The organism is Haladaptatus salinisoli (assembly GCF_020614375.1).
Lineage (GTDB): Archaea > Halobacteriota > Halobacteria > Halobacteriales > Haladaptataceae > Haladaptatus > Haladaptatus salinisoli.
In genome coordinates, this window is sequence record NZ_CP085327.1 from 977,094 (window position 1) to 1,004,061 (window position 26,968).

The following is a 26,968-nucleotide window of genomic DNA, read 5'->3' on the forward strand; positions in this document are numbered from 1 at the left end:
TAGGGACACGCTCCGGCGCTCCTCTCTACGCGGACGGAACGTATCGAGATGCGCCTTCCTGCGGCGAAGGCGACCCTCGCGTCGGTCGGCGAGACTCCGGCGGTCTTCGACTTCCGCGGCCGAAACGCCGCGACGGCCAGGTCGGGTATCGACGAGTTCCTCCTCTGTGCGTGTTAGCTCCCCACAAAGCATTTACCGAACCCGACGAACGTAACTCTCGTGACGAGAAGCCTGCTCCCCTGATTGAGGTTGGGTCCGGCGCCATCACGCTGACCCCCTCCTCGTCACGCCTCTGACTTCCTGTTCGCGCCGGAAACCCGAGAGCCGACGCCCGAGCGTTTCGAACGAAAGCTGCATGGCGCAGGGAGAGCGTCGATGGGTGGGTTGTCACAAAGTGCTGAGCTACGGTTCGACCGCGTCCGCGCGTTCTCCCTACAACCGTAGATTAGAGACGAGGCGCGAGTAGCTATCGGCGGCTATCCGAAGCGATATTTATACCCGAACGGGGGGACGGTCGCGCCCCTTCGGCTAGGGAGCGAAAGCGAGGGGGTACGGGTAAGCCGGCGGGCGGCGGTGGCGCGCCGGCGCTCGTCCCGTCGGCCTCGAGGCCCCTCGCGGCGTTCGTCGCCTACGGCCGCTGGCGGCTTGGGCCGTCGGGCGACCGGAGGTTGCGTCCCCGACCGTCGGATTCTGGTGTTTTCGAGTTCGAGACGGGGCGTATCGCCAGATTCAACCGCGCACCTCCCGCGAGACGCGTTCGACCGTCGCCGCCTCGTTGTTCTGCAGGTCGGCGAGGAACGAGAACAGGTCCTCGAAGTCGGTCACGCCCTCGCGTTCCAGATACTGAACGTAGCGATGTTTGCGGTGGAACTCCGCTTCGACCGCCTCGATGCTCCTGTCGGTTCGGTCGGCGAGTCGGCGGAAGAACTGGAATCCGATTTCGCGCTCGTCGTCCCCGAGTTGCGCGTGGTCGTACTCCACGTGGAACGTACCGTCGTGGTCGCGCCACGCGATGGTGTTCCAGTGAATCGTCGTCCCGTCCTTGCGAATCGTTCCGCAGCGACCGTCGAGCGTCTCGAACGTCGATTCGCTCACGATTTCGACGACCTCGCCCACGTATCGCTTCCCGTCGACGTGCCGCGGGAAGACGACGAGGTCGATTTCGCGCAGGAGATACGCCGGCAGTCCCTGTTCGACCACCCGATTGACGAGCTTCTCGACGTTCTCGGCGTGCGTGGTTCCGATGAGGCCAACGCGAATGAGAATCATTCTTACTAAATCGCACCTCCAATTCCAAACACCACTCTTTGTTGTTCACACTGAAGTTGAAATAGGAAACCGAGGCCACTAGCGCGTACCACGTTTATTTGCGGCCGTCACCTGTTGACGGCCGCGACACAGTGGCCGGTGAACCATGTCTCGAACACAATCACCAGACCCGATGGATCGGATGGGCGTCTACAAAAAACTGGACGACGTTCCTTCTGAGCGACGGTTCGAACAGTATTACGACCAATACGAAGGCAACGATACCTATGAAACCTTTCTGACCGAGTTTCTCTTCGAGAAATTCGACTCAGACCGGACGAAAGAGAAGTATCGACTGGCTGGACGACGGTGGAAGGCACATATCGCTACACGCGGACGACACCACGCACTCGCACGTCCTGCCGATGTGGAAGCGTGGATGGCCGACCTGCTCGATCAAGTATCACTCAATACGGTGTACAACATCTACTGGGTGAAGCTTGAACGGTTCTATCAATGGCTTCAGAACCATCCTAATCACCCGCATACGTATCATCCCGTTTTGATGGCTGCTGCGAATTTCGACCACGCTGGTATCGTCTGGGAGAAGAAAATCAGCCGCGGGAGAAAACGCGAATGACCGACGATTTAGACGCGAAGCGAAAGCGGCTGGCCGATGCGTTCGAATTGGATCTCGATCCACTAGCGGAGTACGAGCAGATGTTTGAATCAGCAGGCGTTGATCCGTTCGAGTTGTTCGTCAATGATGTTCTTGACGCAAAGGCTGTCGCACCACGAACGTGCGACGACTATCACCGAGTGTTCAGGCAGTGGCGATCGCATATGCAGGGGCAGGATCGTCATCCTGCGTGCCCGACTGCACAGCATCTCCGGTCGTTTATCGAGCAAGAGCGTGATGAGAAGGGAAATCATCCGGATACAGTGCAGGAGAAACTCCGTAAACTCGAAGAGGTGTATCGGTATTGGCAGACCGCTCCGAGCTTTCCACACTCTTCGGAGTACAATCCATTCACCATCATCAAGCAGACAGTGTCGCTGGATGCTCCCGAGAAGAAGCCACTCCCGCGAATTCCACTTGTGGAACTTCGAGAGTTCGTCGGTCGTATCGGGACATTACGTGATTTAGCCATCATCCTCGTACAACTCAAACTCGGACTTCGCGCTACGGAGGTCTGCAATCTGGTTCTCGGTGAAATGGATCTCCGAGACGATAATCTTCGGAATCACTACACCCTCAGTAGCCATTGGATGCTAGACGGACGCCCGAATGGGGTGTACATCCCCCACGACCGATACGGGAACAAATCCGGTCGTCCTCGAGTATTACCACTCGATACGGAAGTCCAAGACGTTCTCACGCGGTATCTGCTCGTTCGTCCTGACAATGGCACACCGTGGGTGTTTCTCAGCGAAAAGGGCCACCAGTTGAATCGAAACGATATAAATCAGATTTGGCGGAATGTGTTTCATCCAGAGTATGCTGAGACAGAACACCATCGTCCTGTCTTGAGCCATTACGGACGACATCGATTTACGACCTTTTGGCGTATTAAACAGGATTTGCCACGTCCCCTCGTGAAGTATCTGCGTGGTGATCGACCTGATAGTGAGTCAATTACTGATTGTGCTGGGATTGACGACTACATTCACACATACTACGAGGATATCGAAGCAGTGTATCGTCAAGAAATCTATCAACTCCTATAGCTGGTTTCGACCATCGTCACGCGCTTGTAGTCGCTCTCGTAGTCGCGGGTGGTGAGCGAGACGCCCGTCCCGTGCGGCAGGCGGACCTTGCGCGACCCTTCGCCGATGCTGTTAGGGCGGTCGTGGTAGGGGATGAACGGTATGTAGGCGTTCTAAAGTCGGTATGTACTATTCAGAGTCAACCGGCCGCTTGAACTGAACGACCCCTTGCGTCGAGGCTGGAAACGGAAAACCCAGACCCGACGACGACCGTTCCGACGCGATGGCCAAAAGATATTAGGTTGTTAAGATGGTTTCTATGTTATCATTTCCCTAGGGGGTAGGGAAGGGGGTTCCACGATGGTTCGACCAGCCACCGAGAGAAACGGCATCACGCGGAGAACGTATTTGAAAGGCACCGGCGGCGCCCTCGGACTCGCCGCGCTCACCGGTTCCGGGGTTCGAGCCCAACAGGGAGGCGGTTCGAACACGCTGGAGATCGTTCACTGGTGGACGGCCGGCGGGGAAAAGCAGGCGATTCAGGCGCTGCTCGACGGGTACAAGCGAAAGTATCCCGACGTCCAAGTGCAGAACAACCCGGCTCCAGGGGGTGCAGGGAGCGCCCTCGACACGGTGATTCAAAACAGGGTGCTCAACCAGAATCCACCGAGCACGTTCCAGATCTGGCCCGGGCAATCGCTCGCACCGTACGTACAGGGAAACGTCCTCAACGATATCGGCGATAGCGTGTGGACGCAGCAGGTCGAGAGTGCGTACCTGGAGAGCGTCAGGAACGCGGCGAAGCCGGCGGGCAACTACGTCGCAGTTCCCTTGAACATCCACCGCCTGAACAACCTGTTTTACAACGCGGACATCGTCGAGCGAGCGGGGGTCGATCCGGGATCGATCAACGACCCGGCGGCGCTGAGCAACGCGCTCGATACGGTGTCCTCGCAGACGAACGCGACGCCGCTGGCCCACTCGACCCAGGAAGCGTGGACGACGCTCCAGCTCTGGGAGACCGTTTTCATCGGTCAGCACGGGAGCGAAGCCTTCCTCGACCTCGTCGGCGGGAACGCCGGGCAGCACCAAGGTCAGATCAGGCAGTCGCTGCAGCAGGTAAAGCAGTACCGCAGACACTTCAACCGGGACGCCGGCTCCATTTCTTGGGACCAGGCGAACAGCAAGGTCATAAACGGGGAGGCCGCGTTCGTCCAGCAGGGAGATTGGGCGGCCGGTCAGTACGAAGCCGCACAAAACTTCGGCTACCAACAGCAGTGGGATTACGTGCCGTTCCCGGGAACGAACGGCGTGTACTCGATGGTGATGGACTCGTTCGTATACCCGAAGAACAATCCCTCGCCGGACGCGACCGAGAAGTTCCTCGACTACTGCTCGACCGTCGACGCGCAGCGTCGATTCAACCCCGTCAAGGGGTCGATTCCGCCTCGAACGGACGTCCCGACGGCTCCGTTCGGCCCGTTCCTCCGGTCGCAAATCCAGGACTTCAAGAACTCGCAGAGTCAGCCGACGACCATTGCGCACGGGTCGGCGGTCGTCCCCGAGGTGAAGAGCAACATGGAAGAAGCGTTCGCGGGGTTCACCGAGAGTTGGAACGTCGATTCCACCGCCACGCGCATCCGGGACGCGTTCCAAGCGTAACCCCTACTCCCGCTATCGCGATGAAAAAGATACTCGCTCGGCTGCGTACCCGATTCTCCGACCCCGACGGTGCTCGACCCGACGGCGGGACGGCGCCCGCGAAGTCGACGCGACTCTCGAATCTACGAGGAGGAACCAAGGGTGATTTCGTCCGCGGACTCGCCTTCTGGCTCCCGCCTGCCCTGTTGATGGGGCTGTTCGTGTACGGCGCGGTGAGTTGGAACGCGCTCATTTCGCTTACGGACTGGGCGGGTTTCGGAACGCCCGACTACGGCTCGCTCGACTTCGAGATGTACGGTCGGATGGCTTCGGACGGTTCGTTTATCAGCGCCGCGCGCAACACGGTCGTGCTGCTCGTCGCGTTCACGGCGGTGTCATTGGCGGTCGGTCTCGTGCTCGCGATTCTCGTCGATCAGGACATCCGAGGGAAGAACGCCGTCCGGACGATCTACTTGTTGCCGATGAGCCTCTCGTTCGTGGTTACGGCCATTTTCTGGGCGTGGATGTACAATCCGACGAGCGGAATGATCAACGTCCTGCTCCGTTCAGTCGGACTTGGCTTCTTCGCGAACGATTGGATCAGCGACCCTCGAACGAAGCTCGCGGCGGTCATCTTCGCGTTAATGTGGCAGTTCAGCGGTTACTGCATGGTCGTCTATCTGGCCGGCCTGCGAGCGATTCCGGACGAACAGTTCGAGGCCGCCAGGATAGACGGGGCGAGTACGATTCGAATGTATCGACGGGTGATCGTCCCGCAGCTCCGAGCGTCGACGCTGAGCGGGGCCATCGTGCTGATGGTGTTCGCGCTCAAGGCGTTCGACTTCCTGTTCGTCATGTTCGGAGATACGCCGGGGCCGTCCGCGGATATTCTGGCCGTAATGATGTTCCGCGAAGCGTTCAGTTCGACGAACTGGGCCTACGGCTCCGCCATCGCGACCGTCCTGTTCGTCGTGGCGCTCATCATCATCGGACCCTATCTGCTGTACCAGTACCAGCGGGGGGAGCTATGAGCCTCGGCGAGCGGTTCGGCGGGGGGACACGGCTTCGAGAGCGGTTCTCGTTCGTCGCGTCATGGCGCGCCGCCCTCTACGCGTTTCTCCTCGGGATGGTGCTGTTTTACCTGGCGCCGCTGGAGAGCGGGTTCGTGACCGCGTTTAAGACCCAGGCAGCGTTCTTCGAGTCGACTCCGTTCGTACCGCCGTCGCCCGCCGGTTTCACCCTCGAACCGTGGTATCAGGCCTGGGGGCGGCTGCAGGGACCGCTCGGGAACGCGCGCGGAGCAATAGTGAACAGCCTCGTACTCGCCATCCCGGCGACGGTGCTCTCGGGACTGCTCGGTTCGCTCGCGGGGTACGGCCTGACGAACCTCGACTGGCGGGGCCAGACGGGAGTGTTCCTGCTCTTCGTCGCCGGCGTGTTCATTCCGTACCAGTCGGTGCTGGTGCCGCTGACGCGGTTCTGGACCATCGTCGACACGCCGTCGCTCCTCTCCGCGATTCCCGTCCTCGCGAGCCGGACGGAGCTGATAGAACTCATCGTCACCCATACGGCGTACGGCATCCCGATCTGTACGATCCTCTTTCGCTCGTACTACTCGAACTTCGACGAGCGGATGCTGGAGGCGGCCCGATTGGACGGCGCATCAGCGTTCCGAATTTACCGACGGATCATCCTCCCGCTCTCCGCGCCGATGTTCGCGGTCGTGTTCATCTATCAGTTCACGCAGATATGGAACGACCTCCTGTTCGCGTTGGTGCTCGTCTCGAATCCGCAGAACGAGGTCGTCACCCTCGCGCTGAACAAGTTCCAGGGGTCGATGGTGCAACAGTACAATCTCCAGATGGCGGGCGCGTTCATCGCCGCGTTTCCGACGCTGCTCGTCTACGTTCTATTCGGCGAACAGTTCGCGGAAGGTGTAACGGGAGAAACCTAATCATGGCAGTACTCACGCTCGAACACGTCACGAAAGCGTTCACGGGTAGCAAGAAAGACGTCGTCGCCGTCGACGACGTGTCGATCGACATCGCCGACGGTGAGTTCCTCGTCCTCGTCGGCCCGTCCGGTTGCGGAAAGACGACGGTGCTGCGGATGATAGCGGGGTTAGAAGTGCCGACCGACGGCGAGATTCGTCTCGACGGGAAAGTCATCAACGACGAATCTCCGAAGAACCGGAACATCGCTATGGTGTTCCAGAACTACGCGCTGTATCCGCACATGACCGTGCGCGAGAACATGCGGTTCGGTCTCGAGGAATCCGCGGATATCCCGGACGCGGAGATGGAACGAAAGGTGCGAGAGACCGCGGAACTGCTCGACATCGGCGAGTTGCTCGACCGAAAGCCCAAGGAGCTCTCCGGGGGTCAACAACAGCGCGTGGCGCTCGGCCGCGCCATCGTCCGCGACCCCGCGGTGTTCCTGCTCGACGAACCGCTGTCGAACCTCGATGCGAAGCTTCGCGCGCACATGCGCACTGAGCTTCAGCGCATCCAAGAGGAGCTACGCGTGACGACCGTCTTCGTCACCCACGATCAGACGGAAGCGATGACGATGGGAGACCGCATCGCCGTGCTGAGCGACGGCGAACTCCAACAGATAGGAACGCCGCTGGAATGTTATCACACGCCCGCGAACCGGTTCGTCGCCGAATTCATCGGTAGCCCTTCGATGAACTTCTTCGAGATGGAAGTGCAGGGGTCGCGGCTCGTCTCGCGGGCGGTCGGCGGTCGGTTCGAGTACCACGTCTCGGAGCAAACGAGGGAGACCATCGGCGATAGGGCCGAGGTGGTTCTCGGAGTCCGTCCGGAGGACATCATCGTGTCAGACGACGCCGACGGGAGACACGCGTTCGAGGCCGTCGTGGACGTCGTCGAGCCGATGGGCAACGAGAACAACGTTTACCTGACGTTCGACGGTGAGAACACGAACCCCGAGACGTTCATCGCCACCGTCGACGGGTTCAAGCAGATAAGCGCCGGTCAGCCCGCAACCGTGCACATCCCCGAGGACGCCATCAGTATCTTCGACGCGACGACCGGTGAAACGCTCAGGCACAGGGTTTTGACGGGCGATTTATCGGTTACACTCACTTGACGCATCGTTCACGGGACAGGGAGAGGTGCGACTCCGGGGTACTCGCTCGAGAGTAGGCGGCGACTAACCGGCGGAGTCGGCCGCGGTCAGCGCGACTGACGTCGGAAATCCGTCACCCGCGAGCGGCGGCGTTCGCCGCTCGCGGCTCGCCGAGTCGCGGGCGTGGTCGCATCCCTGCTCTCCTGTATCGACGGATTCTAATCGCGATGTTTCGATTTTTCTCCCATTTTCTGTAAAGTTTCGAGAACTCCGTTTTCACCGCACTTCGAACGAAGAATCGACATTATCATCCGACTTGTTGTGAGTTAATTATAAGGTATCGATCGACAATGTTTCGTTTGTATGGGAGACAAAAACAGTGACTTCGGTACCGAACAAAACAAGGCGGACGATCAGTGGTCGACGACTCGGCGGCGCGCGCTCCAACTCGCGGGCGTCGGCGTCGGAGGGGTGGCGGTGCCGGGGTTCGGATCGATCGACGTTCGAGCGGCGTCGGAGTGCGCCGAGGGGCCGTTCGAACGCACCTACTCCGGTGCGACGGTGAATCTGGCGCGGTTGGAGTCGAAGCGAGGGAAGGGGAAGCGAGCGGTCGATTCGGGCGCGAAATCCCCGGCGGGTGAGAAGGAGTTGGAGAAGCTACGGGCGGAGGCCGAGCGCGGCGGGCATAGCGAACCGTCGGGGCGAGCGCAGCGGGCCGCGGGGACGGGCGACGAGCTATCGATCCGAACCGAGTACGACGGCGTCAACGCGGAGGGGACGCGGGGCGGCGTCCCCTCCGATTCGCAGATCGCCGCGGGTCGCGGGAAGGTCGTCCACGCGCTCAACCAGCAGGTCGCCATCTTCAACAAACGCTCCGGAAACCAGCAGCTGAAGGTACGACTGGAGGATATCTTCCGACCGGTCATCGACGAACCGGAGGGCGGCTTCGCCTACGGTTACCCTTTCGTCTTCGACCCGCGGGCGCGGTACGACCGGAACGCGGAGCGGTTCGTCCTCGCCGCGACGCAGTACGAACCCGGCATCACCGAGAGCGGTGAAATCGTCGACCGGGAGGAACTGGAAGAGCGGGCCGAAGAAGGGGAAGAGGGCGACGCGGAACCCTTCCAACGACCCCCGCAGGGTTGGTGGTGTCTCGCCGTCTCCGACGGCAGCAACCCGAACGGGAAGTGGCACGTCTACCGGATTCCGCCGGTGAACAACGAGGGACTCGTCGATTATCCGACGCTCGGACTCGACCGAGACGCCGTCTACCTCTCGCAGAACTTCTTCGGCGAGCGGTTCGAGGTGACGATGGTGACCCTCGACAAGGCGGCCCTGTACGCCGGCGAGGCCGCGACGGGGTACCACTTCACCGCGATGGACAATCCCGAGGTCGAAAACGACGACTTCACGGTACAGCCCGCGCTCCAACCGTTCTCGGGCGGCAGCGACGGGACGTTCTACCTCCTGAACAGCGTCTTTCCGTCGCCGACCGCCGACGCGCTCACGCTCTGGGAGGTGACCGACCCGCTCGACGACCCGACGCTCGAGTGTTTCACCGTCGACGTGGAGAAGTTCGGCTACCCGCCGGCCGCGCGCCAACCGGACTCCGACGCGCTAATCGACACCCTCGGCACGCGGCTGATGAACCTCGACTACAACGACGGGTCGCTCTGGGCGGCCCACTCCATCCGGTACGACTGGAACGGCGACGGCGAGGCGGTCGCGGCCATCAAGTGGTACGAAATCGACGCGGACGCGCGGAAAGTCGTTCAGAGCGGCGTCTACGGCGAACCGGGCACGTCCTACTTCATCCCGACGGTCGGGTCGGACGGCGACAGCACGATCATCGCGCACAACGTGAGCGGCCCCGACACCTTCCCGCGGATGGAAGTGGCGGGGCGAACCGCGGAACACGCGCCCAACGAACTGGAGGACTCGGTCGTCGTACAGGACGGCGAGTCGCGGTACGACTACGGCGAGGGGTACGACGTGATGCGGTGGGGCGACTACAACGGCGTCTCGGTCGACCCGACCTCGGGGCGCTTCTGGACCGTGAGCCAGTACTCGCCCGACGTCGACGTCGACCCGGACGCCGAGGGGCGAGACCCGTACCACACGCGCATCGCCGAGGTGTCGTTCGACGGAGCCTGATCGGGAAACCGCAGGTTCGCCGGGCGAGCGTCTTCCCCTCGCGAACGTTCGGCGGACGGAGAGCGTCGGTGCTCTCGGGGTTCGGTCTCGGCGGTCTCGGCGAGCGAAAAAAATCGAGAACGACCGGCATCGGTGGTCACGCGTCCGGCGATGTCAGCGTCGAACCGTCGCCGCGGTTCAGGATGCGGTCGACCATGTCGCCGATGTCGGGCGCACCTTCGTCGTCCGATTCGTCCGTCGGGAAGTGTGGAACCGGAGCCATTGGTAACGCCTCCACTCGACGTTCGTACCTCACGAAAGTTAACGATTGCCCCGAATCGGCGTCGCGTCGAACGGGGCTCCGGCCTCGTGGCGTCGTTATCGTTCCCGCGGCGCGGTCACGCGCGAGACCGCGTTCGAACTCGCGACGCGTAATCTCGGTCCAGCCACGAGCGCTCCGCCGAGACAGACGAGCAGGACCGCCACCGAATCCCCGACCGTCCACTCGTTTCTCGGGGCGTCGTCGCGGACCGGCGGGCCGAACTTTCCCCCGCCCGCACTCGCGTGCGAACCGTTCGGCACCCTCGTCTCGGTCGACGACGTCCGTTCGGTTTTCGTCGCCGTGGGGGCCGTTTCCGTCGCGTCCGCACCGCCGCCCGCGCTGGTCCGCCGTGTCGATTCCGTCTCCGGTTCCGCCGACGCCGGCGTTCGGGCGGTGCTCGTCGCGTCCCGCGTCGGTCCGGACGTCGACGTGCTGGTCGTCGCCGTCGCCGGTTCGCCGGCCGTCGCGGAAGTCGCCGCGGACGTCCGCGTCGTCGTTGGCGGCGGCGTCGCGGTCGTCTCGGTGGTAGTCGACGTGGCGGTGGTGGTCGACGGCGGCGAAGTCGTCGTGGCGGTCGTCGCGCCGGTGGTCGTCGTACGAGTGACCGTCGTACTGGTGGCGGCCGAGGTACTGGTGGCGGTGGTCGCCGTCGCCGTCACCGTGGTCGTCGCCGTCGTCGTCACTGTCGTCGTGGTCTGCTCTCGGTCGCATTCGGGATACCGCGGGTTCTCGTACCTCTCGATGGAGACTCCGGTTTCGATGGTGAGGGCCGTAAGCGGTTTCCCCCGGTTCACGCCGGTGCCCCGAACGGTGTGCGTCCCCGGAGGGAGCACGCGCTGTTCCAGACCGTCGGGGAAGTGCAGGATGACGGTCGCACTGGAGTTCGTTTCGACGGTCGCTTGGTAGCACCGGAACGTGACGTTCGGTTCTTGCCCGTCGTCCGTCGTAATCGGCAACGGAGTTCGCGCATCGGCGGTACTGCTCGCGGACGGGGCGAGACTTCCGGCGACGAGGAGTCCTGCGACGAGCAAGCAGACTAGCGTTCGAGTCGGCGAGGGGAGCGCGCGGTGTGGAAACATGAGCCGCCGAGCGTCGATTTTCGGCAACAGTTAAAATCAGTTACGAATATTGAGATTTCATCTAAATGTACGACGGTAAAGACATACTTTTCCGAGAAAGATTGTTAATAATTCCGAGCGTCCCACATTTATTCCCGGCGGTGAGAGACGGTGTCGGCGGTAGGGAGGGCCGGACCCCGGTCGAATCCGGCAGCGGTCGCTGAGTACCGTTCTCACGCCGTCTCGCGGTAGGTTTGCAACCCGAGCGAGAGTAGAATCAATCCGAGGCCGAGCGCGCCGGTCGCTTTCAAGAGGGGTGAATCGTAGAGGTAGGGCAGGACGGGGACGCTCGACAGGACGACGGTAAACGCGACGAAAACGATACCGATGCTCATGAATCCACTCGCTTTAATCATCCTGAATTATGATTCACACGTAGGGGTATTGGTCGTTTCGCCCGCCGAGACGCGATAACGGGGCGAAAACGCCCGACGAGGTGGACCGCGCTCGCGGACTTTCGCGGCCGCGACGACTCCGATTCGGTTACCGGCCGTCGGAGGGGGGAGTTCGCACTCGACGCGACTACCCTCCTCGCTTCGAAGATTCGAACGAAGGCGGTGGGACACCGTTACCGTTCGTCCACCGAATCCTCTTCCGGTTCGTCGGAACTGTCGAACAGCGCGAGGTGGACGTAGGCCCACGCTTCCGCCCGTTTCGTTCTCGGTCCGGTCATTCTCGTACACCCTCCGTTTCGTCCGCGTCGGTTCGCCGGTTCGTTCGCCGAACTGGGCCGCCGAGCACCGATATTAGGCTAACCTAAATCACGCACCGGTAAAAAGATTCGGGCGCGGAACGCCGTCTCGCCGACGCCACCGCACCGATTCGCGTTCGCGTTTCGCCGGCGTCGAACCGCAAGAAACACCACGAATCGCGGCCTACCGGCGAGGAACGGCGAACCATGTCACCCACCGATTCGGACGACCCGATGGGGTTCGACCAGAACGTCGATTACCTCGGACGCGCGGTCAGAGCCGTCGTGCCGCAGTGGGTCGCGCGGCGGGGTATCGCGGTCACCGTGAGCACCGACCGAACGCGGTACGCGGTCGGCGACGAGATACGGATATCGGTCGAGTTCGAGAACCGATTTCCGTTTCCGGTGTCGGTCGAGACGCCGCGACGGCGACTCTGGGGCTGGGAGGTGGACGGCGAACTCGAGGCGAGCGACGAGTCCTACTACGTCCGCGACCGTCCGAACGCGTTCCACTTCCGAGCGCGGGAACGAAAGCGCGTTCGCGCGACGTGGGACGGGCGATTCGAACGAACCGACCGGTCGTCCCGGCGCGTCCCCGCCGAACCTGGCGAACACACGATAGCCGCCTACCTCGCCACCGAGGACGGGCGACCGCGGGACGAAACCACCGTCACGCTCCGCTAACCTTCCTTCTGGAGTCCGCCGACGACGTCGTCGCGGTGGCGGTGACACGCCGCGTCGTGGGGCGACGTGCCGTACTCCGTCGGCACCTCGTACTCGGGAATCAGTCGGGCGCAGACGCTCCGTTCGGCGAACGACTCGTCGAGCAGTTCGGCCGCTCGCTCCCAGTCGTCGCCCACGACGCGGTCTATCGCGTCGTCGACGATGCGACCCGCCTCCCCGCCCGGTTTCGCGTCGGCGAAGAATCGCGCTTCCACGTCGGCTCCGTCGGTCGGTTCGAACGACCGACGCTGGACTTCGCGCATGAACCGACGCGCGTTCGCCCACTCCTCCTGCGTGAACTCGTACTCGGGGGGTGCGATGAGTTTCGGACACCGCGTTCGGAAGCGACAGCCGGACGGCGGGTCGATGGGCGAGGGAACGTCGCCTTCGAGCACGCCGCGGGTTCCCTCCGCGCGCGGGTCGGGCACCGGAATCGACTCGAGGAGGGCCTCCGTGTAGGGGTGCTGCGGATTCTCGAACAGCTCCTCCTTGTCCGCGAGTTCGACCAGTTGGCCGAGGTACATCACCGCCACTCGGTCGCTGATGTGGCGGATGACGGAGAGGTCGTGGGCGATGAACAGGTAGGTCAGCCCGAACTCGTCCTGTAGCTCGCGCATGGTGTTCAACACCTGCGCCTGTATCGACACGTCCAGCGCCGTGACCGGTTCGTCGCAGACGATGAAATCCGGGTTCACGCTCAGGGCGCGGGCGAGGTTGACGCGCTGGCGCTGACCCCCCGAGAAGGCGTGGGGGTGGCGGTTGTAGTGTTGCGGGTCGAGGCCGACCTTCTCCAACAGCTCCCGCGCGCGCTCCTCGCGCTCGTCGGCGTCGTACAGCCCGTGGGCCTTCATCGGCTCCTCGACGATGGGGCCGATCTTCATCCGCGGGTCGAGCGACGACTGCGGGTCCTGAAATATCATCTGCATGTCCTTGCGCTGCGCTCGCAGCTCCTCGTCGCTCAACTCGGTGAGGTTTCTGCCCTTGAAGTAGACGGTGCCCGCGGTCGGTTCGAGGAGTCGGAGTATCGACCGCGCGAGCGTCGATTTCCCGCACCCGGACTCGCCGACCAGTCCGAGCGTCTCGCCCTTGCGTATCGTAAAGGAGACGTCTTCGACGGCGCGAACCCGCTGCTGTTCGCCGAACAACCCCGACAGGAACCCGCCGCCGTCGGCGAAGTGTTTCGTGAGCCCCTCCACTTCGAGGAGCGGTTCCCCGGTTTTCGCGTCGTCCGCCGCGGCCCGGTCGACGGACATCGGTTCGCTCACCTCAGTCACCTCCCCCCGAGCGGTTCACGACGTCGCCGGAGATGCCGGCCTTCGCGCGAACGTCGATGGGTTCGCTGACCCAGTAGCCGACGTCGAACTCGTCGTGTTTCAGGCAGGCGGCGCGGTGCGAGCGTTCGTCCGCGTCCGACACCTCGCGGCAGTCGGGGTGGACTTCCGTGCAGACCTCCCGGGCGTCCGGACAGCGCGTGTGGAACCGGCAGCCCCGCGGCGGGTCGATGGCTTCCGGCATCACGCCCCGAACCGGGGAGAGTTCCTCGACGGTTTGGTCCGGTCGCGGCATCGAGTCCAACAGCGCCTCCGTGTAGGGGTGTTTCGTGTCGTAGAAGAGGTCGTCGACCGCCGCCTGCTCGACGATTTCGCCGAGGTACATCACGTTGACGCGGTCGCAGAGCTCGGCGACGACGCCCATGTCGTGGGTGACCCAGATGAAGCTCGTGTCGTACTTCTCCTGTAGCTCGTCGACGAGCGCGAGTATCTGCCCTTCGACGGTCACGTCGAGCGCGGTCGTCGGCTCGTCCGCGATGATGAGGCTCGGCTCGCACGCGAGCGCCATGGCGATGAGCACGCGCTGGCGCATCCCGCCCGAGAACTGGTGCGGGTAGTTGTCGTAGCGCACTTCCGGTTCGGGAATGCCGACCTCGCGGAGCATGTGAATCGCCTCCGCTTTCGCCTCTCCCTTCGAGAGGTCGCGATTTATCTGGATGAACTCCCGGAGTTGGCTCCCGACGGTGAACACCGGGTTCAGACTCTCCATGGGGTCTTGGAAGATGATGGCGATCTCGTTGCCGCGAATTCGGCGGCGCATCTCCTCGTTCGAGAGCATCTCGTCTCGCTCCCGGAGTTCGCCGTCGGGCCCCTCCTCGAGGCCGAACAGCACGTCGTCCTTGTACCGAACTTCCCCGGCGACTATCTCGCCGGGGTGGTCGACGAGTCGGAGGATGCTCTGGGCCGCGACGCTCTTTCCGGCCCCCGATTCGCCGACGAGGCCGACGATTTCCCCTTCGTTCACGTCGAAGGAGATGCCGTCGACCGCGCGGACGACGCCCTCTTCGGTGAAAAACTGCGTCTTCAGGTCGTTTATCTGGAGTAGTGTGTCGGTCATGTTAGTTCTTGATTCGCGGGTCGAGCGCGTCTCGCAGGCCGTCGCCGAGCAGGTTGAAGCCCATCACCGTGACGAGGATGGCGATTCCCGGCCACAGGCTGAACCACGGGTCGGGGAGCATGTACCCCCGCGACTGGTTCAGCATCTGTCCCCACGACGGCGTCGGCGGTTGCGCGCCGAAGCCGAGGAAGGAGAGTCCGGCCACGATGAGGATGCTGATGCCGACCTGCAGCGTCGCCTGGACGAGGACGGGCGCGAAACTGTTCGGGATGACGTGTCTGAGGATGATGTTCCGGTCGCGGACGCCGGCGGCCCGGGCAGCTTCGATGTACTCCTCCTCGCGGACGCTGACCACGCGCGACCGAATCAGCCGGGCGAACACCGGGATCGTCGTGATGCCGACCCCGATCATCGCGTAGGTGATGTCGCGCCCGAACGCGGCCATGAACGCGATGACCAGCACGAGGAACGGAATCGCGTACAGCGTCTCGACGAGGCGCATCAGCGCGTCGTCCGTCCATCCGCCGTAGTAGCCCGCGACCGCACCGACGAGCGTTCCGCACACCAGTCCGAACCCGGTCGAGACGATGCCGACCTGCATCGCTATCCGCGACCCGTAGACCAGGCGGACGAGGATATCCCGCCCGCGGTGGTCGGTTCCGAGCGGATACTTCCACGTCCCGGTGCCGAACGTGTTCTCCATTCCGACCGGCGGCAGCAGGATTCTGGCGTTGGCCGGGTCGTTCACCGGATTGTACCAGAACCGGGACGCGATGGCGTAGTCGAACACCGTGGCGTCGACGTACGCGAACACCGCCATCGCGGTCATCGCGCTGATGATGTAGAGGCCGATTCGCGCCGTCGTATCGCGGCGGATCTGTTCGACGGCGTACCGCCAGCCGACGTTGGCCTCGACTCGGTCGCCGCCCTCGTATCGGTCGTTCGTCTGCGGTTCGCGGAGTTCGTCCGTCTGCGTTTCTGTCGTTCCCATCGTCAGTCCACCTCGTCGTAGGTCACGCGGGGGTCGATGTACGCGTACGAAAGGTCGGTGAGGATGACCCCGACGACGAACGTCAGGCCGAAGAAGATGGTCGTCCCCATGACCAGCGGATAGTCCTGGTTGTTGATCGCCGTGATGATGAGCCGCCCCATCCCGTTGATGTTGAACACCGTCTCGGTCAACACCGCCCCGCCGAGCGCCGACGTGAGTTGCAGCCCGACGACCGTGATGACGGGGAGCTGCGCGTTCCGAAACGCGTGCTTTCGAACGATTTTGCGCTCCGCGACGCCGTACGCCCGCGCCAGTTTCACGTACTCCTGCTGGAGCACCTCGAGCATCGACGACCGCTCGATGCGCATGATGGCGGCCATCTGGAGCGTTCCGAGCGAGAGCGTCGGCAGGAGGAGGTGTATCACCGTCAACCGCAACACGTCGAGCCGCGACGACGCCCCGTCGACCGAACTCGGAGCGGCCCACGGGAGGACGAGACCCGTCGCCGGGAGCACCTTCAGGTGGTACGCGAAGATGATGATCAGCATCAGCCCGATCCAGAACGACGGCGTGCTGACGCCGACGAGCGCGACGACCCGCGAGACGTGGTCCGTCGGTTGGTTGCGCCGTCTCGCGGAGACGATGCCGAGCGGGATGGCGGCGACGAGCGCGAACGCGAAACTGGAGAGCATGAGGAGGAGCGTCACCGGCAGCCGTTCCATTATCTTCGTCAGCACGGGCGTTCCGTAGTAGATGCTCTCACCGAGGTTCCCTTGCGCGACCGAGACGAGGTAGTTCACGTATCTCACCGGGAGCGGCTTGTTCAGCCCGTACTGAGCGCGTATCTTTTCGACCATCTCCGCGCTCGGCGACGGGCCGAGCATTATCTGAACGGGGTCGCCCGGTATCGCGTTCGTCAGCAGGAACGTTATCGTGACGATCCCGATCAGGACGGGGATGGCCTGCAGTAGTCGCCGTATCGTGTAGCGGAGGATTCCCATGAGTGTGTCTTCGAATCGTTCAGAACCGGGGTGGAGCGCTTACGTCGACCCGATGGACGCGTTGGTGTAGTCCGTCGAGAGGACGAAGCTCGAGACGGGGTGCGCCTTGAACCCGTTCACCTTATTTTTCATGCCGAAGCTGTTCTTCATGTTGTAGGCCGGGATGTGCGCCCGGTCTTGCAGTAGCTTCGTGATGGCGTTCGTGTACAGCTTCTTTCGCTCGGCGCGGTCGGCCGACCGTCGCGCGTTCACGATCTGCTTGTTCACCCCGTTGTAGAAGGTGCCGTCCGTCGTTCCGTGCGCCTCCTTCGTGAAGAAGTAGTAGGTGAACGCGTCCGGGTCGGGCGTCCCCGACCAACCCAGGGTGTACATGTTGTAGTCGCTCGGCTTCCCCGAGACGTACTTTTCGAGGAACGCGCCCCAGTCGAGCCGCTGAACGTTCGCGTTGTATCCCGCCTCCTTCAGTCCGTTAGCGACGGTGACGCCGAGCTGTTCGCGCTTGTCGTCCGGCGGGACGATGATGTTCGCGTTCCAGTTGTCCGGAACCTTGTCCGAGTCGTCGAGCATCGTCTTCGCCTTATCGACGTTCTTGTCGTGCGGGATCTGCTTCCACTTGTTCAGCGGCATCCCCCACTTCTCGGCGATCTGTTTCGGCAGCGGGCTGTACTGGCGGACCCCGCTCGGTTCGACGAAGTTCGAGACCGCCTGGTCCATGTCGAAGCAGTAGTCGATGGCCTCGCGCACCTTCGGGTCGGTCGTCGGGCCGTTTTTGCAGTTGAACGCGAGGTAGAAGTACCCCATCCCGATGACGGACGCGATGCTGGCGTCGCTCATGTTCTGCACCTGCTGCCAGAGCTTCGGCGGAATTTCCTCGATGACGTCGCTCTCGCCGGTCTGTAAGCTCGTCAACCGCGTCGTCGGCTCTTCGATGGGCGTGAACTCGACCTTCGCGAGGTTCGGCATCGGCTTCCCCCAGTAGTCGTCCCAGCGCGAGAGGCGGGCGAACTTCCCTTCCTGCCAGTCGTCGAACTTGAACGGGCCGGAGCCGACCGGTTTTTTCTTGTTGAACCTCTTTTTGTTCTTCTCCCGGACCTTCTTGGGAACGATGGACCACGTCAGAGAGTTCATGAACGGACCGTACGGATACTTCAAGTCGAACTTGACCGTCCGGTCGCCCGTCTTCGTGATCGAATCGATCATGTTCAGCTCCGCGGCGTTCTCCGTCTCCTCCTTCACCGGCGCTTCGAACGAGTACTTCACGTCCTCGGGCGTGACGGGGTCGCCGTTCTGGAACTTCGCGCCCTGCTGTATCTCCACGACGTACGTCTTGCCGTTGTTGCTGACCTTCGGCTTGCCGGTCGCCATGTGCGGAACGACGTTGATTCCGCTGTCGTACGTGTAGAGCCCCTCGAACACGCGGTCCGCCACCTGCGCCGAGGGAACGTCGTTGAGGACGATGGGGTCGAATTCGAGCGGGCTCTTCACCTGTGCGAGCTTCAGATTGCCGCCGGAGTTCGATTGTTGGCTACCCGTACAGCCGGCGAGGGCCGCGACGCCCGTCGCGCCGAGCCCTTGGAGGAGCCGTCGTCGCTTGATCGAGTCCGGGATGGGTTCTTTTTGGGTCATGGTTTCGGTATCGTGGTTAGTTCGTGTCTTCGTCGCCCGTTCGAAAGTTGTCGATTGTGAACAACTGTCGCGTCTTTTGACCGAACCAACCATTGTTATTCGGTGGCTGAAACGTCCCGTTCGAATCGGTAGACTCCCCCTACCGAGTTCGGATCTCGTTGAAAAACGACGAAAGGAACGGGGTTTCGTTTCCGTCGACCGCTCGGTTCGACGACAGCCGAGTTCGCGTTCGTTACGGCCGCTCGCCGCGCGGAGACGGAAGGCGGGCGGCACAACGAGTCGTCCGACTGTGTCCGCCGCGCGACGGCTCAGCGCGACTCCTCGTACGCCGAGCGAAGCGTCCACTCGCCGTCGGCGAAGAACGGCGATCCGGGGTGGCCCGCGGCCCGCCAGACCGCGTCGATGGGGTCGGCCAGTTCGGCTCGGACGTCGGCGTCGAAGTTTTGGAGGCTGACCGGAAACGGCGCGAGCACGTCCTCGCGTATCTCCCGCGGTTCGGCGGCGCCTCCCGAGTCGAGCGGACAGCCCTCGGTTCCGTAGGCGCTCAACGCGACGTGAATCGGTGCCGTCGCCCGGTGGTACGAGAGCACCCGGAGGTAGCGACGCACGCACGCCACCGCGTCGAGTTCGACCGTTCGACCGTCGAGGCGGGGCACCCCGGCGTCTGACGACGAACCGTCGAACGGGAGCGCCGAGACGGATTCGACGACCCCGTTCGAGAAGAGGTGGGCGTAGCCGGCGCACCGCTCGTCTCGGTCGCTCGCCGCGACGCGGGCCCCGAACCCGTCCGCCGTCCACGTTCCGCGCGCGTCGTCGCCGCCGAGCACCGGTAGCTGCGCGGGTCGGCTGGGGTTCGCCTCCGGCAACACCCCGCGTTCGGAGAGGTCGATGGCGTACCCGTCGTCGTAGACGCCCGTCGGGACGACGTGGAGGACGATGCCTCGCGGCTCGTCGAAGCCGAAGTACCCTCCGCCGGCGGCGACGGTTTCGAGTCGACGTTCGTGGAGCGCGGTCGCCTGCTCGTTCGACCCCCCGGCGTACTTCGCCGCCTTGACTGCGTCTCGGTAGCTCATCTACTATCGGTGAAGTGGGCGAACGCGGTTAAGTGAACTGGCGCGGGGTTCGCCCGCTCGCGTAGGGGACTCCGCCCGCGTCCGGCCCGCTGCGGCCGACGGGGTTACCGCTCTCCGGTTCGTCTGCCGTCCGTCGAAAGAGGGCTTAGCACCGCGCGACGAGCGCTTCGTACTGCTCCACCGCCGCGCTTCGCTCTCGGAGGGAGACCGCGTCCCGCTCTCGGTCGTACTCGACCAGGTCGGCGTCCTCCAGGCGAGGAACGTGCGAGTGATAGAGCGACGCGTACACCCGCTTCACGTCCTCGGAGGGGACGTCGGCGAGCGGCGCGTCCCGCTCTCGGGCGGCGATTTCGTCGGCGAGGTTCGCCAAGGATACCGGCGCCGAGGAGCCGCCGAGATGGGAGAGGAGGTGGCGCCGTCGCGAGTACGAGAGGGCGTCCAACAGCGCGTCGCAGACCGTCTCCTCGCTCTCCGTCGGAGCGGTTCCGTCCGCGGTCGGGGTCGGCTCGGTTGGTCTGTCGTTTGCCATGGTCGTACCTTTCAGCGAGGGGGCACGGAAGTCGTGCTTTTGCAGTAAGGCTGTTGAAAAGGGGGCGCATCGTCCGTTCGCGTCGGGGGACGCGGTCGCCGTCCGCCGGTCACCCCCTCGTCGCCCGGAGTCGGGATGGCCCGCCTCGTCGGGTTAAGAGGTTCCAACTCGCCGCGCGGGGGAAGTTACGCCGAGACGGACCGTCCTCCGTTTCGGTCGTAATCGGCCCATATTGATACGCTACCGCAGAGAAAGGCCTCGCATGGACACGGGGGAGGGGAACACGGTTCTCGTACCGGCGGTCGACGCGCCCAGCGCCGCGACCTGTTTGCGTTCGCTCGGCCGCCGCGGCGTCCGGACGGTCGCGTTTTCCGAACGGAAGAACGCCGCGGCGTTCGCGTCGCGTTACTGCGACGAGGCGGTCGCAATACCGTCTCCCGCGGAAGACCTGGAGGGATACAAGGACGCGCTCTTGATGCTCGCTGGAAGGGACGACGTTCGCACGGTCGTCCCGATGCGGGAGGAGAACATCTACGCGCTCTCCAAGTATCGAACGGAGTTCGGAGAGCACGTCGCGACGCCCTGGCCGACGTTCGATACGCTTCGGGACGTCCACGACCGAGTGCGCCTCGTCGCGGCCGCGGAGGAAGCCGGGGTGCCGGTGCCCGAGACGCAACTGCTCGACGAAGTCGACGATTGGAACCGCAAACTCATCGTCAAATCGCGGTACTCGATACTCTCGAACGACTACGTCGATTCGATTCCGTCGGGAGAAACCGCCAGAGGGGGCTCGACGCGGTACCTCCGACCCGGTCGGGAGCCCGACCGGGAAGCGATTCGGGAGGAGATGCGTCACGTGCCGATCGTTCAGGAGTACGTCCCGGGTTCCGAGTACGCGCTGTGGGCGCTCTACGACCGCGGCGAACCGGTTGCGACGTGTCAAAAACACCAGATTCGAGCGTTCAGTTACGCCGGCGGAACGAGCATCTTTCGGGAGACGGTTCGCCTCCCCGAACTCGAACGGGTGGGACGGGCGCTGCTCGACCGCCTCGACTGGCACGGATTCGCGTCGGTGCAGTTCAAGCGGGATTCGAACACGGGCGAGTTCAAACTCATGGAGATCAACCCGCGGGTGTGGGTGTCCGTCGCGTGCGCCGTCCGGGCCGGCGTGGACTTTCCGTACTACTACTGGCGACTCGCGGGGAACGAGCCGGTTCGTGTCGACGCCGAGTACGAGGAAGGCGTCGCGACGCACCGAATCGGGGGCGAGGCGATGTACCTCTACAGCGTCCTGCAGGAGGACGTCCCCTTCGTGGACCCGCCGCCGTTCCCCGCGGCGCTGCGGGACGTCGTCACGTCGTTCTACGCCCACCCGCGGTTCGATTACCTCGAACTGGACGACGCTCGGCCGTTCGCTCGCGACCTCCTCAACTGGGTCGGGAGACAGACCGGCGTTTCCCGGTAGTCGAGAAGCGAACGACGGGGTCCCCAAGAAACCCCTCCCGTACGCGGAGACGAACCGGGGAGCGCGGGAGTGCATTCCGCCCGCTCGTCCCGCCGCTCAGTCCAGTTTCGCGTCCAAAAAGCGGCTCGCCGCGAAGAGCGCGACGCTCCCCGCGAACGCGGTCAGCGCGACGGTCGCCACGCTCAGTCCGGTGCCCGAGGGGTCGAACGGTCCCTGCCCTCCGCCCGCCGAATACTGCTGGACGGTCTCGACGCCCGCATAGCCGAGCAGGAAGAACGCGAGCGTCACGGCGAGGAGGAGGGCACCCCCCACGAAGCCGTAAAAGGACGACATCTCCTCGACGCTGAGGAGCTGTCGCATCCGGCGTTCGCTCAGCGCCGACTCGCCCCGGAGCACCGCGACGGCGACCGAGACGTGTCCGACCGCCGCGCCGAGTTCGAGGACGAGGACGAGCGCGCCCGGCATCAGGACGGTCGGCGAGGCCGCCAAGGGGTCGCCGCCCGGAAAGAGCGCGACGACCGACGACGGATAGGCGAGCGTCAGCGGCGCGACGAGCGCCAGCGCGAGCAGGAGGGCGCTCTGCCACGCCAGTTTCGTCGGAATCGATTGGTCGAAGTGGCTGTGCCGGTGAACGCGGAGTCGCTCGTACGCCGAGCCGTTCAGTATCACGTCCGCGATGTCGTCGTCGATGTAGTCGGTCTGTCCCGTCACGTTGCACACCGTGTCCGTTTTCGCGCCGATATTCACCTCGAGGTTATACCGCTATCGATACGCCGAAGTGGCTTTTTTCGGGGGTATCGAGCGTCGCAAAGCGGGACGATTGAGGAGTCCCCCCGTCGAAGCGGGCGGAACCGGCGTCCGGTTCTAGCTCGAGAATCGTTCGACGCCGAACCGCTCCAGTTCCGTCGGTTCGTCCCCCTGTTCGCCCAGAACGGAGTCCGCGACGATCTTTCCGCTGTACGGCCCGAGTTGCAGTCCGGTCGCGCCGTGCCCGGTCGCCAGGTGGACGCCGTCGACGGTCGGAATCGGCCCCAACACGGGCAACCGGTCGGCGGACCGCGGTCGCAGGCCGACCCGGATATCCCGAATCTCGGCGTCCGCGAGGCCCGGGGCGACGCGGAGCGCCTCGTCCAGCACCTCGCGGACGCCGCCCGCCGTGGTTCGGGGCTCGAACCCGGAACCGGTCTCCCGCGTCGCGCCGACCGCGACGCGGCCGTCCGGCCACGGAACCATGTAGTGGCCGCGGAACCCGCCGACGATGGGCCACGCCTCGGTGTCGGCGTCGCGCAGGTCGAGGTGGAGTATCTGGCCGCGCTGGGGTTCGACCGGAATCGAGACGCCCAGCGACTCCTCGAACGCCCGCGACCACGCCCCGCCGGCGACGACCACGGCGTCGGCGTCGTACCGGTCGCCGGACGCGGTTCTCACGCCGGAAACGGAGCCGTCGTCGCGGTCGATGCGGGTGACGTCCTCCTCGGCGACGGCGAGCCCGCGGTTCCTCCCCGCCCGACGGAGCGCCGCCGTGAAGGTCCTCCCGTCCACCCGCGCGGCGTCGTCGTACGCGAGACAGCGGTCGGTCTCCGCCAGCGGAGGGAACCGCGCTCGCGCCTCGTCGGAGTCGAGTTCGGACACCGACCCCGGAGCGGGGTGCCCGTACGTCTCCCGCCGGTCGGCGATTCGCTCGAACTCGGCCTCGAACGCCGCCCGCTCGTCCTCGTCCACGGCGACCGAGAGCAGGCCGCAGCGCGCGTAGCCGGTTTCGCCGTCCTGTTCCTCGGTCAGTCGGTCGACCAGCGTCGGATAGTAGTTCGCGGCGTCGAGCGCGAACTCGAACCACGCGGTCGAGTCGGTGCGACTGCTCGTCGCCGGCGAGAGTATCCCCGCGCCGGCGTCGGTCGCCCGTCCGGCGTCGTGACGGTCGAGCAGGAGCGTCTCCGCGCCGCCGCGGGCGAGGTGGTACGCGGTCGACGCGCCGACGATGCCGCCCCCGACGACGATGGCGTCGTACATGCGTCGTGCTCCAACCGGCAGCGACTCGGAAGTATCGGTTTCGGCGAATCGTGCGGTTCCCGCGCTCGACCCGCCGTCACTCGCCGCGCGCTCGGAGGTACCGCTGCACGACCGGAATCTCGACGCCGACCGCCCCCTCGACGAACTCGATGAGGGTACCGTCCTCGGGTTGGAGACACCCCGACACCGCGACCACGACGAGCGTGAGCAGACCGGTCAGCACCAGGAAGGCGGGCAGCGTGAAGGCCGTCAGCGACACCCAGTTCGCGGCGGCGACGCAGACGGGAAAGAGGACGACCGGGAGGACGAGGTACGTCGTCTTCGTGTGCTTCGACAGCGGGCTGATGCCGCACTTCGTCCAGAGCATCGCGTTGAGCGCGACGTTGCGGACGACGTACGCCGCCGACGACGCGACCGCCGCGCCGACGAATCCGTACCGCGGTATCAGGACGACGTTCAGGACGAAGTTGAGCGCGAGGGTCAGGACGTCCACCCAGAGGATGACCGTCGTGTGACCGAGCGCGGCGAGCGTCGTCCGGTTGCGCCCCGCGGCGGCGCTGGTGAAAAATCCGATCGAGAGGACGGCGAGCGCCGCCCCGCCGCTCGCGTACTTCGAGCCGAAGAAGATGGAGAGCACGTCGCCGGGGAACACCGTGAACGCCAGAAACGCGGGGAACGTGAAGACGTATATCCACTTGGTCGTTATCTGGTAGATGCTCGTCACTTCCTCGCGCTCGCCCTCGGAGTCCAACCGCGAGGTCAGGGGCAGGTAGAGGTAGCCGAACGACGAGATGACCATCAGCAGGCTGTTCGCGAGGGGATACGCCGCGTTGTAGACGCCGACCTCGTCCGAGGTTCGAAAGTGGGCGAGCATGAGGGTGTCCATCCGCGTGAGGAGAATCGACAGCACCATCGTGACGATGAGCGGCGCCGAGTACGCGAGCAGTTCCCGGGAGTGCGTTCGTATCGGCCCCACGAGGCGGACGAGGCGGTTGGAGAGGAGGTAGACGACGACGAGCGTCCCGAGCGTCGCGACGAAGTAGGCGTAACCCACCGCGAGCAGGTCGAATCCGCCCGCGACGAGCGCCGTCAGGAGCACTATTCGCAGTCCGGGGTGGAGGAGGTCCTTGGAGTACAGTTTGTAGCGCGTGTTCTCCAGTCCCCGAAGCGCGCTGACGCCGACGGTCAGGCAGACGCTGACCGGGATGGTGAGAACGAACAGTCGGAGCAGGTCGCTCGACGCCTTCGTCTCGAAGAGCGCGCCGGTGATGCCGTCGACGTTGACGTACAGGACGAGCGAGACGGCGAGGCTGACGGCGAGGGAGGCGACCAATCCCACGAACCACACGCCGCGAACGTCGCGGTCGTCGTCGTACCGGGAGACGAATCGCGGAATTCCGTCGTTCAGGCCGACGAGCGAGACGGTGGTTCCGATGGTCATGATGGCGAAGCCGATGGTGACCTCGCCGTACATCTCGGTCGAGAACTGCTGTGCGATGATGATTCGCTCCGCCAGTCGGCCGACCGACGCGACGGCGACGCCGACGACGATGAGCACCGAACTGGAGAGGAGTTCCGACAGGTGATTCTTACTCGCGGCCATTCGTAACGGGGCGGGCGGTCTCGGTCGGACGAACCCGATGCTGGCGTCCCGAGCGTGTTCTCGTACTCACGGTGAGACCAGCGAGGCGTCTGAAGGACTTTGTTATACTGCTCGTACGATTGAGTAATCGCACCCATCCGCTTCGATTACCGTCCGAAGCTCCGGAAATCACCGGTTTATCGCATCCGCTCGAACGTCACGAAATAACATTATTGACGGAGGGTCGTCGTATTCACGATACCGCGAGATCGGTTGAGCGAACCGGACGCACATCGTAAGAATATTAATAGAGCAATCTGCATTGAAGACCGCATGGCACGCAATCGCAGTAAGGCACGCGAAAAACGTACGTACGGCGACTCGTTCGACCGTCGTTCGTATCTGAAACTGACGGGTTCGACCGCCCTTTCGCTCATCGGTGCGGGGGCGCTCTCCGGCGCCGCATCGGCGGCGGAGTACGAGACGATCACGATTTCCTCCGGCGAACAGCGGCAGTTCGACGTCGGAAGCGGCGAAACGTTCGAGAACAAACTCATCGACCTCAGCGCGAGCGGGGCGGACGTTCAGATCGTCGCGAGCGGTTCCGACTGGACGATTCGCAACGTCGGATTCAAAGGAACGGCGGACATGAGCGGTCCGCACTCGCCGGGGAAGAACCTCGGCGGGTATCCGAACCTCATCACCGCGTCGGGGACGGGCACCATCGAGCACGTCTACCTCGGCGACGGCGTCGCGGGCGACATGGTTCGAAAGGGCGCCATCGGCGTCTCCAGTTCCCACTCGGGTCACATCGACCTCACGGAGGTCACGATGAACGGTTGGACCGGCAACGCGATTTACGCGGGCGGCGCGGCGAAATCGGGCGGCGGGTCGCTGGCGTTCGACCGCTGTCTCCTGAAGAACAACAACATCAGCCACCTCCGCATCGCGACCGACGGCACGACCGTGAAAAACACGGTCATCTACAACACGAACGACGTTCCGCTCCACCCCATCAACGGCGGCGTCGTGAACTCCCGCGGCGTGTACGACGGCTACGGAACGGAGGACAACGTCATCGAGTTCGAGAACTGTCACATCGACTGCACCGACTCGAACACGAACGGGGGCGCGTCCGCGCTGGCCGCGACGAAGACGACGTTCCGCGTTCGAGATTCGCAGATCAGGGGCCAACTCATCGGCAACGTCGAAACGACGAACGTCGGCGAGAATCCGAAGCACGAACCGCCGAAGGGCGCGCCGACGACCGCCGAGCAAGCGGCGAGCGGAGCGAAATCGACCGGCGGTCGGTCCGGCAACTCGGGTCGTTCCGGTAACGGCGGTTCCTCGGGCGGAACCCGCTCCGAGCGCTCCGCGAAGGGTTCCGGCTCCGACGCCGATTCGAAAGACGCCGGAAACGGTACCGGCGCTTCCTCGCGGAACGCGCCGTCGAGCGACGACGCGGTGAAAGAACAGCGAATTTCCGCGTCCCCCGGGTTCGCCGATAGATACTGCGTCGACTACGGCGGACGCACGTACTGCTTCGACTTCGGGGACCTCTCGACGCTCCTGAAGCGCATCTGAAGGCCGGTCGGTGGCGTTCGGCTCCCACCGCCAACCGTTTTTATCG

24 protein-coding genes and 1 pseudogene are annotated in these 26,968 nt (G+C 64.0%); 12 read left to right on the top strand and 13 right to left on the bottom strand.

Annotation, left to right across the window (positions count from 1 at the left end):
- Positions 1-48: 48 nt before the first annotated feature.
- A complete protein-coding gene (locus LIX00_RS25935; protein ID WP_255679352.1) occupies positions 49-177 on the top strand; it encodes a hypothetical protein in 129 nt (42 codons plus the stop codon).
- A 552-nt stretch (positions 178-729) separates the two neighbouring features.
- Here LIX00_RS25935 and LIX00_RS05415 read toward each other — a convergent pair.
- Positions 730-1,251, bottom strand: a pseudogene (locus LIX00_RS05415) (secretion system protein); the annotation flags it as partial.
- Between the two features lie 163 nt (positions 1,252-1,414).
- On the opposite strand from LIX00_RS05415, the gene LIX00_RS05420 reads away from it, so the two are divergent.
- From LIX00_RS05420 to LIX00_RS05455, 7 genes are all read left to right on the top strand, one after another.
- Positions 1,415-1,888 carry a site-specific integrase gene (locus LIX00_RS05420; RefSeq protein WP_227355184.1) on the top strand — a complete coding sequence of 158 codons (474 nt, stop codon included), beginning with the start codon at positions 1,415-1,417 and terminating at the stop codon, positions 1,886-1,888.
- Positions 1,885-2,976 carry a tyrosine-type recombinase/integrase gene (locus LIX00_RS05425; protein WP_227355185.1) on the top strand — a complete coding sequence of 364 codons (1,092 nt, stop codon included), beginning with the start codon at positions 1,885-1,887 and terminating at the stop codon, positions 2,974-2,976. Before LIX00_RS05420 ends, LIX00_RS05425 begins: the two co-directional genes overlap by 4 nt.
- Positions 2,977-3,315: 339 nt before the next feature.
- Entirely contained in the window at positions 3,316-4,617 is a 1,302-nt protein-coding gene (locus tag LIX00_RS05435; protein WP_227355186.1) for an ABC transporter substrate-binding protein, read from the top strand.
- Positions 4,618-4,637: 20 nt separating this feature from the next.
- Positions 4,638-5,627, top strand: coding sequence for a carbohydrate ABC transporter permease (locus LIX00_RS05440; protein ID WP_227355187.1), 990 nt, complete (start codon positions 4,638-4,640; stop codon positions 5,625-5,627).
- Complete coding sequence (locus LIX00_RS05445; RefSeq protein WP_227355188.1) at positions 5,624-6,550, top strand: carbohydrate ABC transporter permease; 927 nt, start codon at positions 5,624-5,626, stop codon at positions 6,548-6,550. The genes LIX00_RS05440 and LIX00_RS05445 overlap by 4 nt, the downstream gene beginning before the upstream one ends.
- Positions 6,551-6,552: 2 nt before the next feature.
- Complete coding sequence (locus LIX00_RS05450; protein WP_227355189.1) at positions 6,553-7,707, top strand: ABC transporter ATP-binding protein; 1,155 nt, start codon at positions 6,553-6,555, stop codon at positions 7,705-7,707.
- Between the two features lie 342 nt (positions 7,708-8,049).
- Entirely contained in the window at positions 8,050-9,840 is a 1,791-nt protein-coding gene (locus LIX00_RS05455) for a hypothetical protein (protein WP_227355190.1), read from the top strand.
- A gap of 136 nt (positions 9,841-9,976) precedes the next feature.
- Here the strand turns inward: LIX00_RS05455 and LIX00_RS25940 are convergent, their stop codons facing one another.
- Positions 9,977-10,102, bottom strand: a complete 126-nt coding sequence (locus LIX00_RS25940; RefSeq protein ID WP_255679353.1) for a hypothetical protein — start codon at positions 10,100-10,102, stop codon at positions 9,977-9,979.
- Between the two features lie 45 nt (positions 10,103-10,147).
- On the opposite strand from LIX00_RS25940, the gene LIX00_RS05460 reads away from it, so the two are divergent.
- Positions 10,148-11,047 (top strand): hypothetical protein, encoded by a 900-nt coding sequence (locus LIX00_RS05460; protein ID WP_227355191.1) that lies wholly within the window; start codon positions 10,148-10,150, stop codon positions 11,045-11,047.
- Positions 11,048-11,432: 385 nt separating this feature from the next.
- On the opposite strand, the gene LIX00_RS05465 is transcribed toward LIX00_RS05460, so the two are convergent.
- Complete coding sequence (locus tag LIX00_RS05465) at positions 11,433-11,594, bottom strand: hypothetical protein (protein ID WP_227355192.1); 162 nt, start codon at positions 11,592-11,594, stop codon at positions 11,433-11,435.
- A 563-nt stretch (positions 11,595-12,157) separates the two neighbouring features.
- Here LIX00_RS05465 and LIX00_RS05470 point away from each other — a divergent pair.
- Positions 12,158-12,634 carry a DUF7974 family protein gene (locus LIX00_RS05470; protein ID WP_227355193.1) on the top strand — a complete coding sequence of 159 codons (477 nt, stop codon included), beginning with the start codon at positions 12,158-12,160 and terminating at the stop codon, positions 12,632-12,634.
- Here the strand turns inward: LIX00_RS05470 and LIX00_RS05475 are convergent.
- From LIX00_RS05475 to LIX00_RS05505, 7 genes are all read right to left on the bottom strand, one after another.
- Positions 12,631-13,926: an ABC transporter ATP-binding protein gene (locus tag LIX00_RS05475; protein ID WP_368410735.1), complete on the bottom strand. Its 1,296-nt coding sequence runs from the start codon at positions 13,924-13,926 to the stop codon at positions 12,631-12,633. The two genes, LIX00_RS05470 and LIX00_RS05475, sit on opposite strands and share 4 nt — an antisense overlap.
- A gap of 13 nt (positions 13,927-13,939) precedes the next feature.
- Positions 13,940-15,061, bottom strand: a complete 1,122-nt coding sequence (locus LIX00_RS05480; RefSeq protein ID WP_227355194.1) for an ABC transporter ATP-binding protein — start codon at positions 15,059-15,061, stop codon at positions 13,940-13,942.
- Position 15,062: 1 nt separating this feature from the next.
- Positions 15,063-16,052, bottom strand: a complete 990-nt coding sequence (locus tag LIX00_RS05485; protein WP_227355195.1) for an ABC transporter permease — start codon at positions 16,050-16,052, stop codon at positions 15,063-15,065.
- A gap of 2 nt (positions 16,053-16,054) precedes the next feature.
- A complete protein-coding gene (locus LIX00_RS05490) occupies positions 16,055-17,053 on the bottom strand; it encodes an ABC transporter permease (protein WP_227355196.1) in 999 nt (332 codons plus the stop codon).
- A gap of 39 nt (positions 17,054-17,092) precedes the next feature.
- Complete coding sequence (locus LIX00_RS05495; protein ID WP_227355197.1) at positions 17,093-18,679, bottom strand: ABC transporter substrate-binding protein; 1,587 nt, start codon at positions 18,677-18,679, stop codon at positions 17,093-17,095.
- 308 nt (positions 18,680-18,987) lie between these two features.
- Positions 18,988-19,752: a hypothetical protein gene (locus tag LIX00_RS05500; protein ID WP_227355198.1), complete on the bottom strand. Its 765-nt coding sequence runs from the start codon at positions 19,750-19,752 to the stop codon at positions 18,988-18,990.
- 145 nt (positions 19,753-19,897) lie between these two features.
- Positions 19,898-20,281, bottom strand: a complete 384-nt coding sequence (locus LIX00_RS05505; protein ID WP_227355199.1) for a DUF7344 domain-containing protein — start codon at positions 20,279-20,281, stop codon at positions 19,898-19,900.
- Between the two features lie 262 nt (positions 20,282-20,543).
- Here LIX00_RS05505 and LIX00_RS05510 point away from each other — a divergent pair, with 262 nt between their 5' ends.
- Positions 20,544-21,746 carry a carboxylate--amine ligase gene (locus tag LIX00_RS05510; protein WP_227355200.1) on the top strand — a complete coding sequence of 401 codons (1,203 nt, stop codon included), beginning with the start codon at positions 20,544-20,546 and terminating at the stop codon, positions 21,744-21,746.
- Between the two features lie 96 nt (positions 21,747-21,842).
- Here the strand turns inward: LIX00_RS05510 and LIX00_RS05515 are convergent, their stop codons facing one another.
- The 3 genes from LIX00_RS05515 to LIX00_RS05525 all read right to left on the bottom strand — a co-directional run bounded on the left by LIX00_RS05515 (position 21,843) and on the right by LIX00_RS05525 (position 25,359).
- A complete protein-coding gene (locus LIX00_RS05515) occupies positions 21,843-22,457 on the bottom strand; it encodes a hypothetical protein (protein WP_227355201.1) in 615 nt (204 codons plus the stop codon).
- Between the two features lie 153 nt (positions 22,458-22,610).
- Complete coding sequence (locus tag LIX00_RS05520) at positions 22,611-23,756, bottom strand: NAD(P)/FAD-dependent oxidoreductase (RefSeq protein WP_227355202.1); 1,146 nt, start codon at positions 23,754-23,756, stop codon at positions 22,611-22,613.
- A gap of 76 nt (positions 23,757-23,832) precedes the next feature.
- Complete coding sequence (locus LIX00_RS05525; protein ID WP_227355203.1) at positions 23,833-25,359, bottom strand: flippase; 1,527 nt, start codon at positions 25,357-25,359, stop codon at positions 23,833-23,835.
- A gap of 312 nt (positions 25,360-25,671) precedes the next feature.
- Here LIX00_RS05525 and LIX00_RS05530 point away from each other — a divergent pair, with 312 nt between their 5' ends.
- A complete protein-coding gene (locus LIX00_RS05530; protein ID WP_227355204.1) occupies positions 25,672-26,922 on the top strand; it encodes a hypothetical protein in 1,251 nt (416 codons plus the stop codon).
- Positions 26,923-26,968 lie beyond the last annotated feature (46 nt).

Excerpts from the sequence above, each read along its gene's own strand:
- LIX00_RS25935 (WP_255679352.1), top strand. The coding sequence starts at position 49 with ATGCGCCTTCCTGCGGCGAAGGCGACCCTCGCGTCGGTCGGCGAGACT.
- LIX00_RS05420 (WP_227355184.1), top strand. The coding sequence starts at position 1,415 with ATGTCTCGAACACAATCACCAGACCCGATGGATCGGATGGGCGTCTAC.
- LIX00_RS05425 (WP_227355185.1), top strand. The coding sequence starts at position 1,885 with ATGACCGACGATTTAGACGCGAAGCGAAAGCGGCTGGCCGATGCGTTC.
- LIX00_RS05435 (WP_227355186.1), top strand. The coding sequence starts at position 3,316 with ATGGTTCGACCAGCCACCGAGAGAAACGGCATCACGCGGAGAACGTAT.
- LIX00_RS05440 (WP_227355187.1), top strand. The coding sequence starts at position 4,638 with ATGAAAAAGATACTCGCTCGGCTGCGTACCCGATTCTCCGACCCCGAC.
- LIX00_RS05445 (WP_227355188.1), top strand. The coding sequence starts at position 5,624 with ATGAGCCTCGGCGAGCGGTTCGGCGGGGGGACACGGCTTCGAGAGCGG.
- LIX00_RS05450 (WP_227355189.1), top strand. The coding sequence starts at position 6,553 with ATGGCAGTACTCACGCTCGAACACGTCACGAAAGCGTTCACGGGTAGC.
- LIX00_RS05455 (WP_227355190.1), top strand. The coding sequence starts at position 8,050 with ATGGGAGACAAAAACAGTGACTTCGGTACCGAACAAAACAAGGCGGAC.
- LIX00_RS25940 (WP_255679353.1), bottom strand. The coding sequence starts at position 10,102 with ATGGCTCCGGTTCCACACTTCCCGACGGACGAATCGGACGACGAAGGT.
- LIX00_RS05465 (WP_227355192.1), bottom strand. The coding sequence starts at position 11,594 with ATGAGCATCGGTATCGTTTTCGTCGCGTTTACCGTCGTCCTGTCGAGC.
- LIX00_RS05470 (WP_227355193.1), top strand. The coding sequence starts at position 12,158 with ATGTCACCCACCGATTCGGACGACCCGATGGGGTTCGACCAGAACGTC.
- LIX00_RS05475 (WP_368410735.1), bottom strand. The coding sequence starts at position 13,926 with ATGTCCGTCGACCGGGCCGCGGCGGACGACGCGAAAACCGGGGAACCG.
- LIX00_RS05480 (WP_227355194.1), bottom strand. The coding sequence starts at position 15,061 with ATGACCGACACACTACTCCAGATAAACGACCTGAAGACGCAGTTTTTC.
- LIX00_RS05485 (WP_227355195.1), bottom strand. The coding sequence starts at position 16,052 with ATGGGAACGACAGAAACGCAGACGGACGAACTCCGCGAACCGCAGACG.
- LIX00_RS05490 (WP_227355196.1), bottom strand. The coding sequence starts at position 17,053 with ATGGGAATCCTCCGCTACACGATACGGCGACTACTGCAGGCCATCCCC.
- LIX00_RS05495 (WP_227355197.1), bottom strand. The coding sequence starts at position 18,679 with ATGACCCAAAAAGAACCCATCCCGGACTCGATCAAGCGACGACGGCTC.
- LIX00_RS05500 (WP_227355198.1), bottom strand. The coding sequence starts at position 19,752 with ATGAGCTACCGAGACGCAGTCAAGGCGGCGAAGTACGCCGGGGGGTCG.
- LIX00_RS05505 (WP_227355199.1), bottom strand. The coding sequence starts at position 20,281 with ATGGCAAACGACAGACCAACCGAGCCGACCCCGACCGCGGACGGAACC.
- LIX00_RS05510 (WP_227355200.1), top strand. The coding sequence starts at position 20,544 with ATGGACACGGGGGAGGGGAACACGGTTCTCGTACCGGCGGTCGACGCG.
- LIX00_RS05520 (WP_227355202.1), bottom strand. The coding sequence starts at position 23,756 with ATGTACGACGCCATCGTCGTCGGGGGCGGCATCGTCGGCGCGTCGACC.
- LIX00_RS05525 (WP_227355203.1), bottom strand. The coding sequence starts at position 25,359 with ATGGCCGCGAGTAAGAATCACCTGTCGGAACTCCTCTCCAGTTCGGTG.
- LIX00_RS05530 (WP_227355204.1), top strand. The coding sequence starts at position 25,672 with ATGGCACGCAATCGCAGTAAGGCACGCGAAAAACGTACGTACGGCGAC.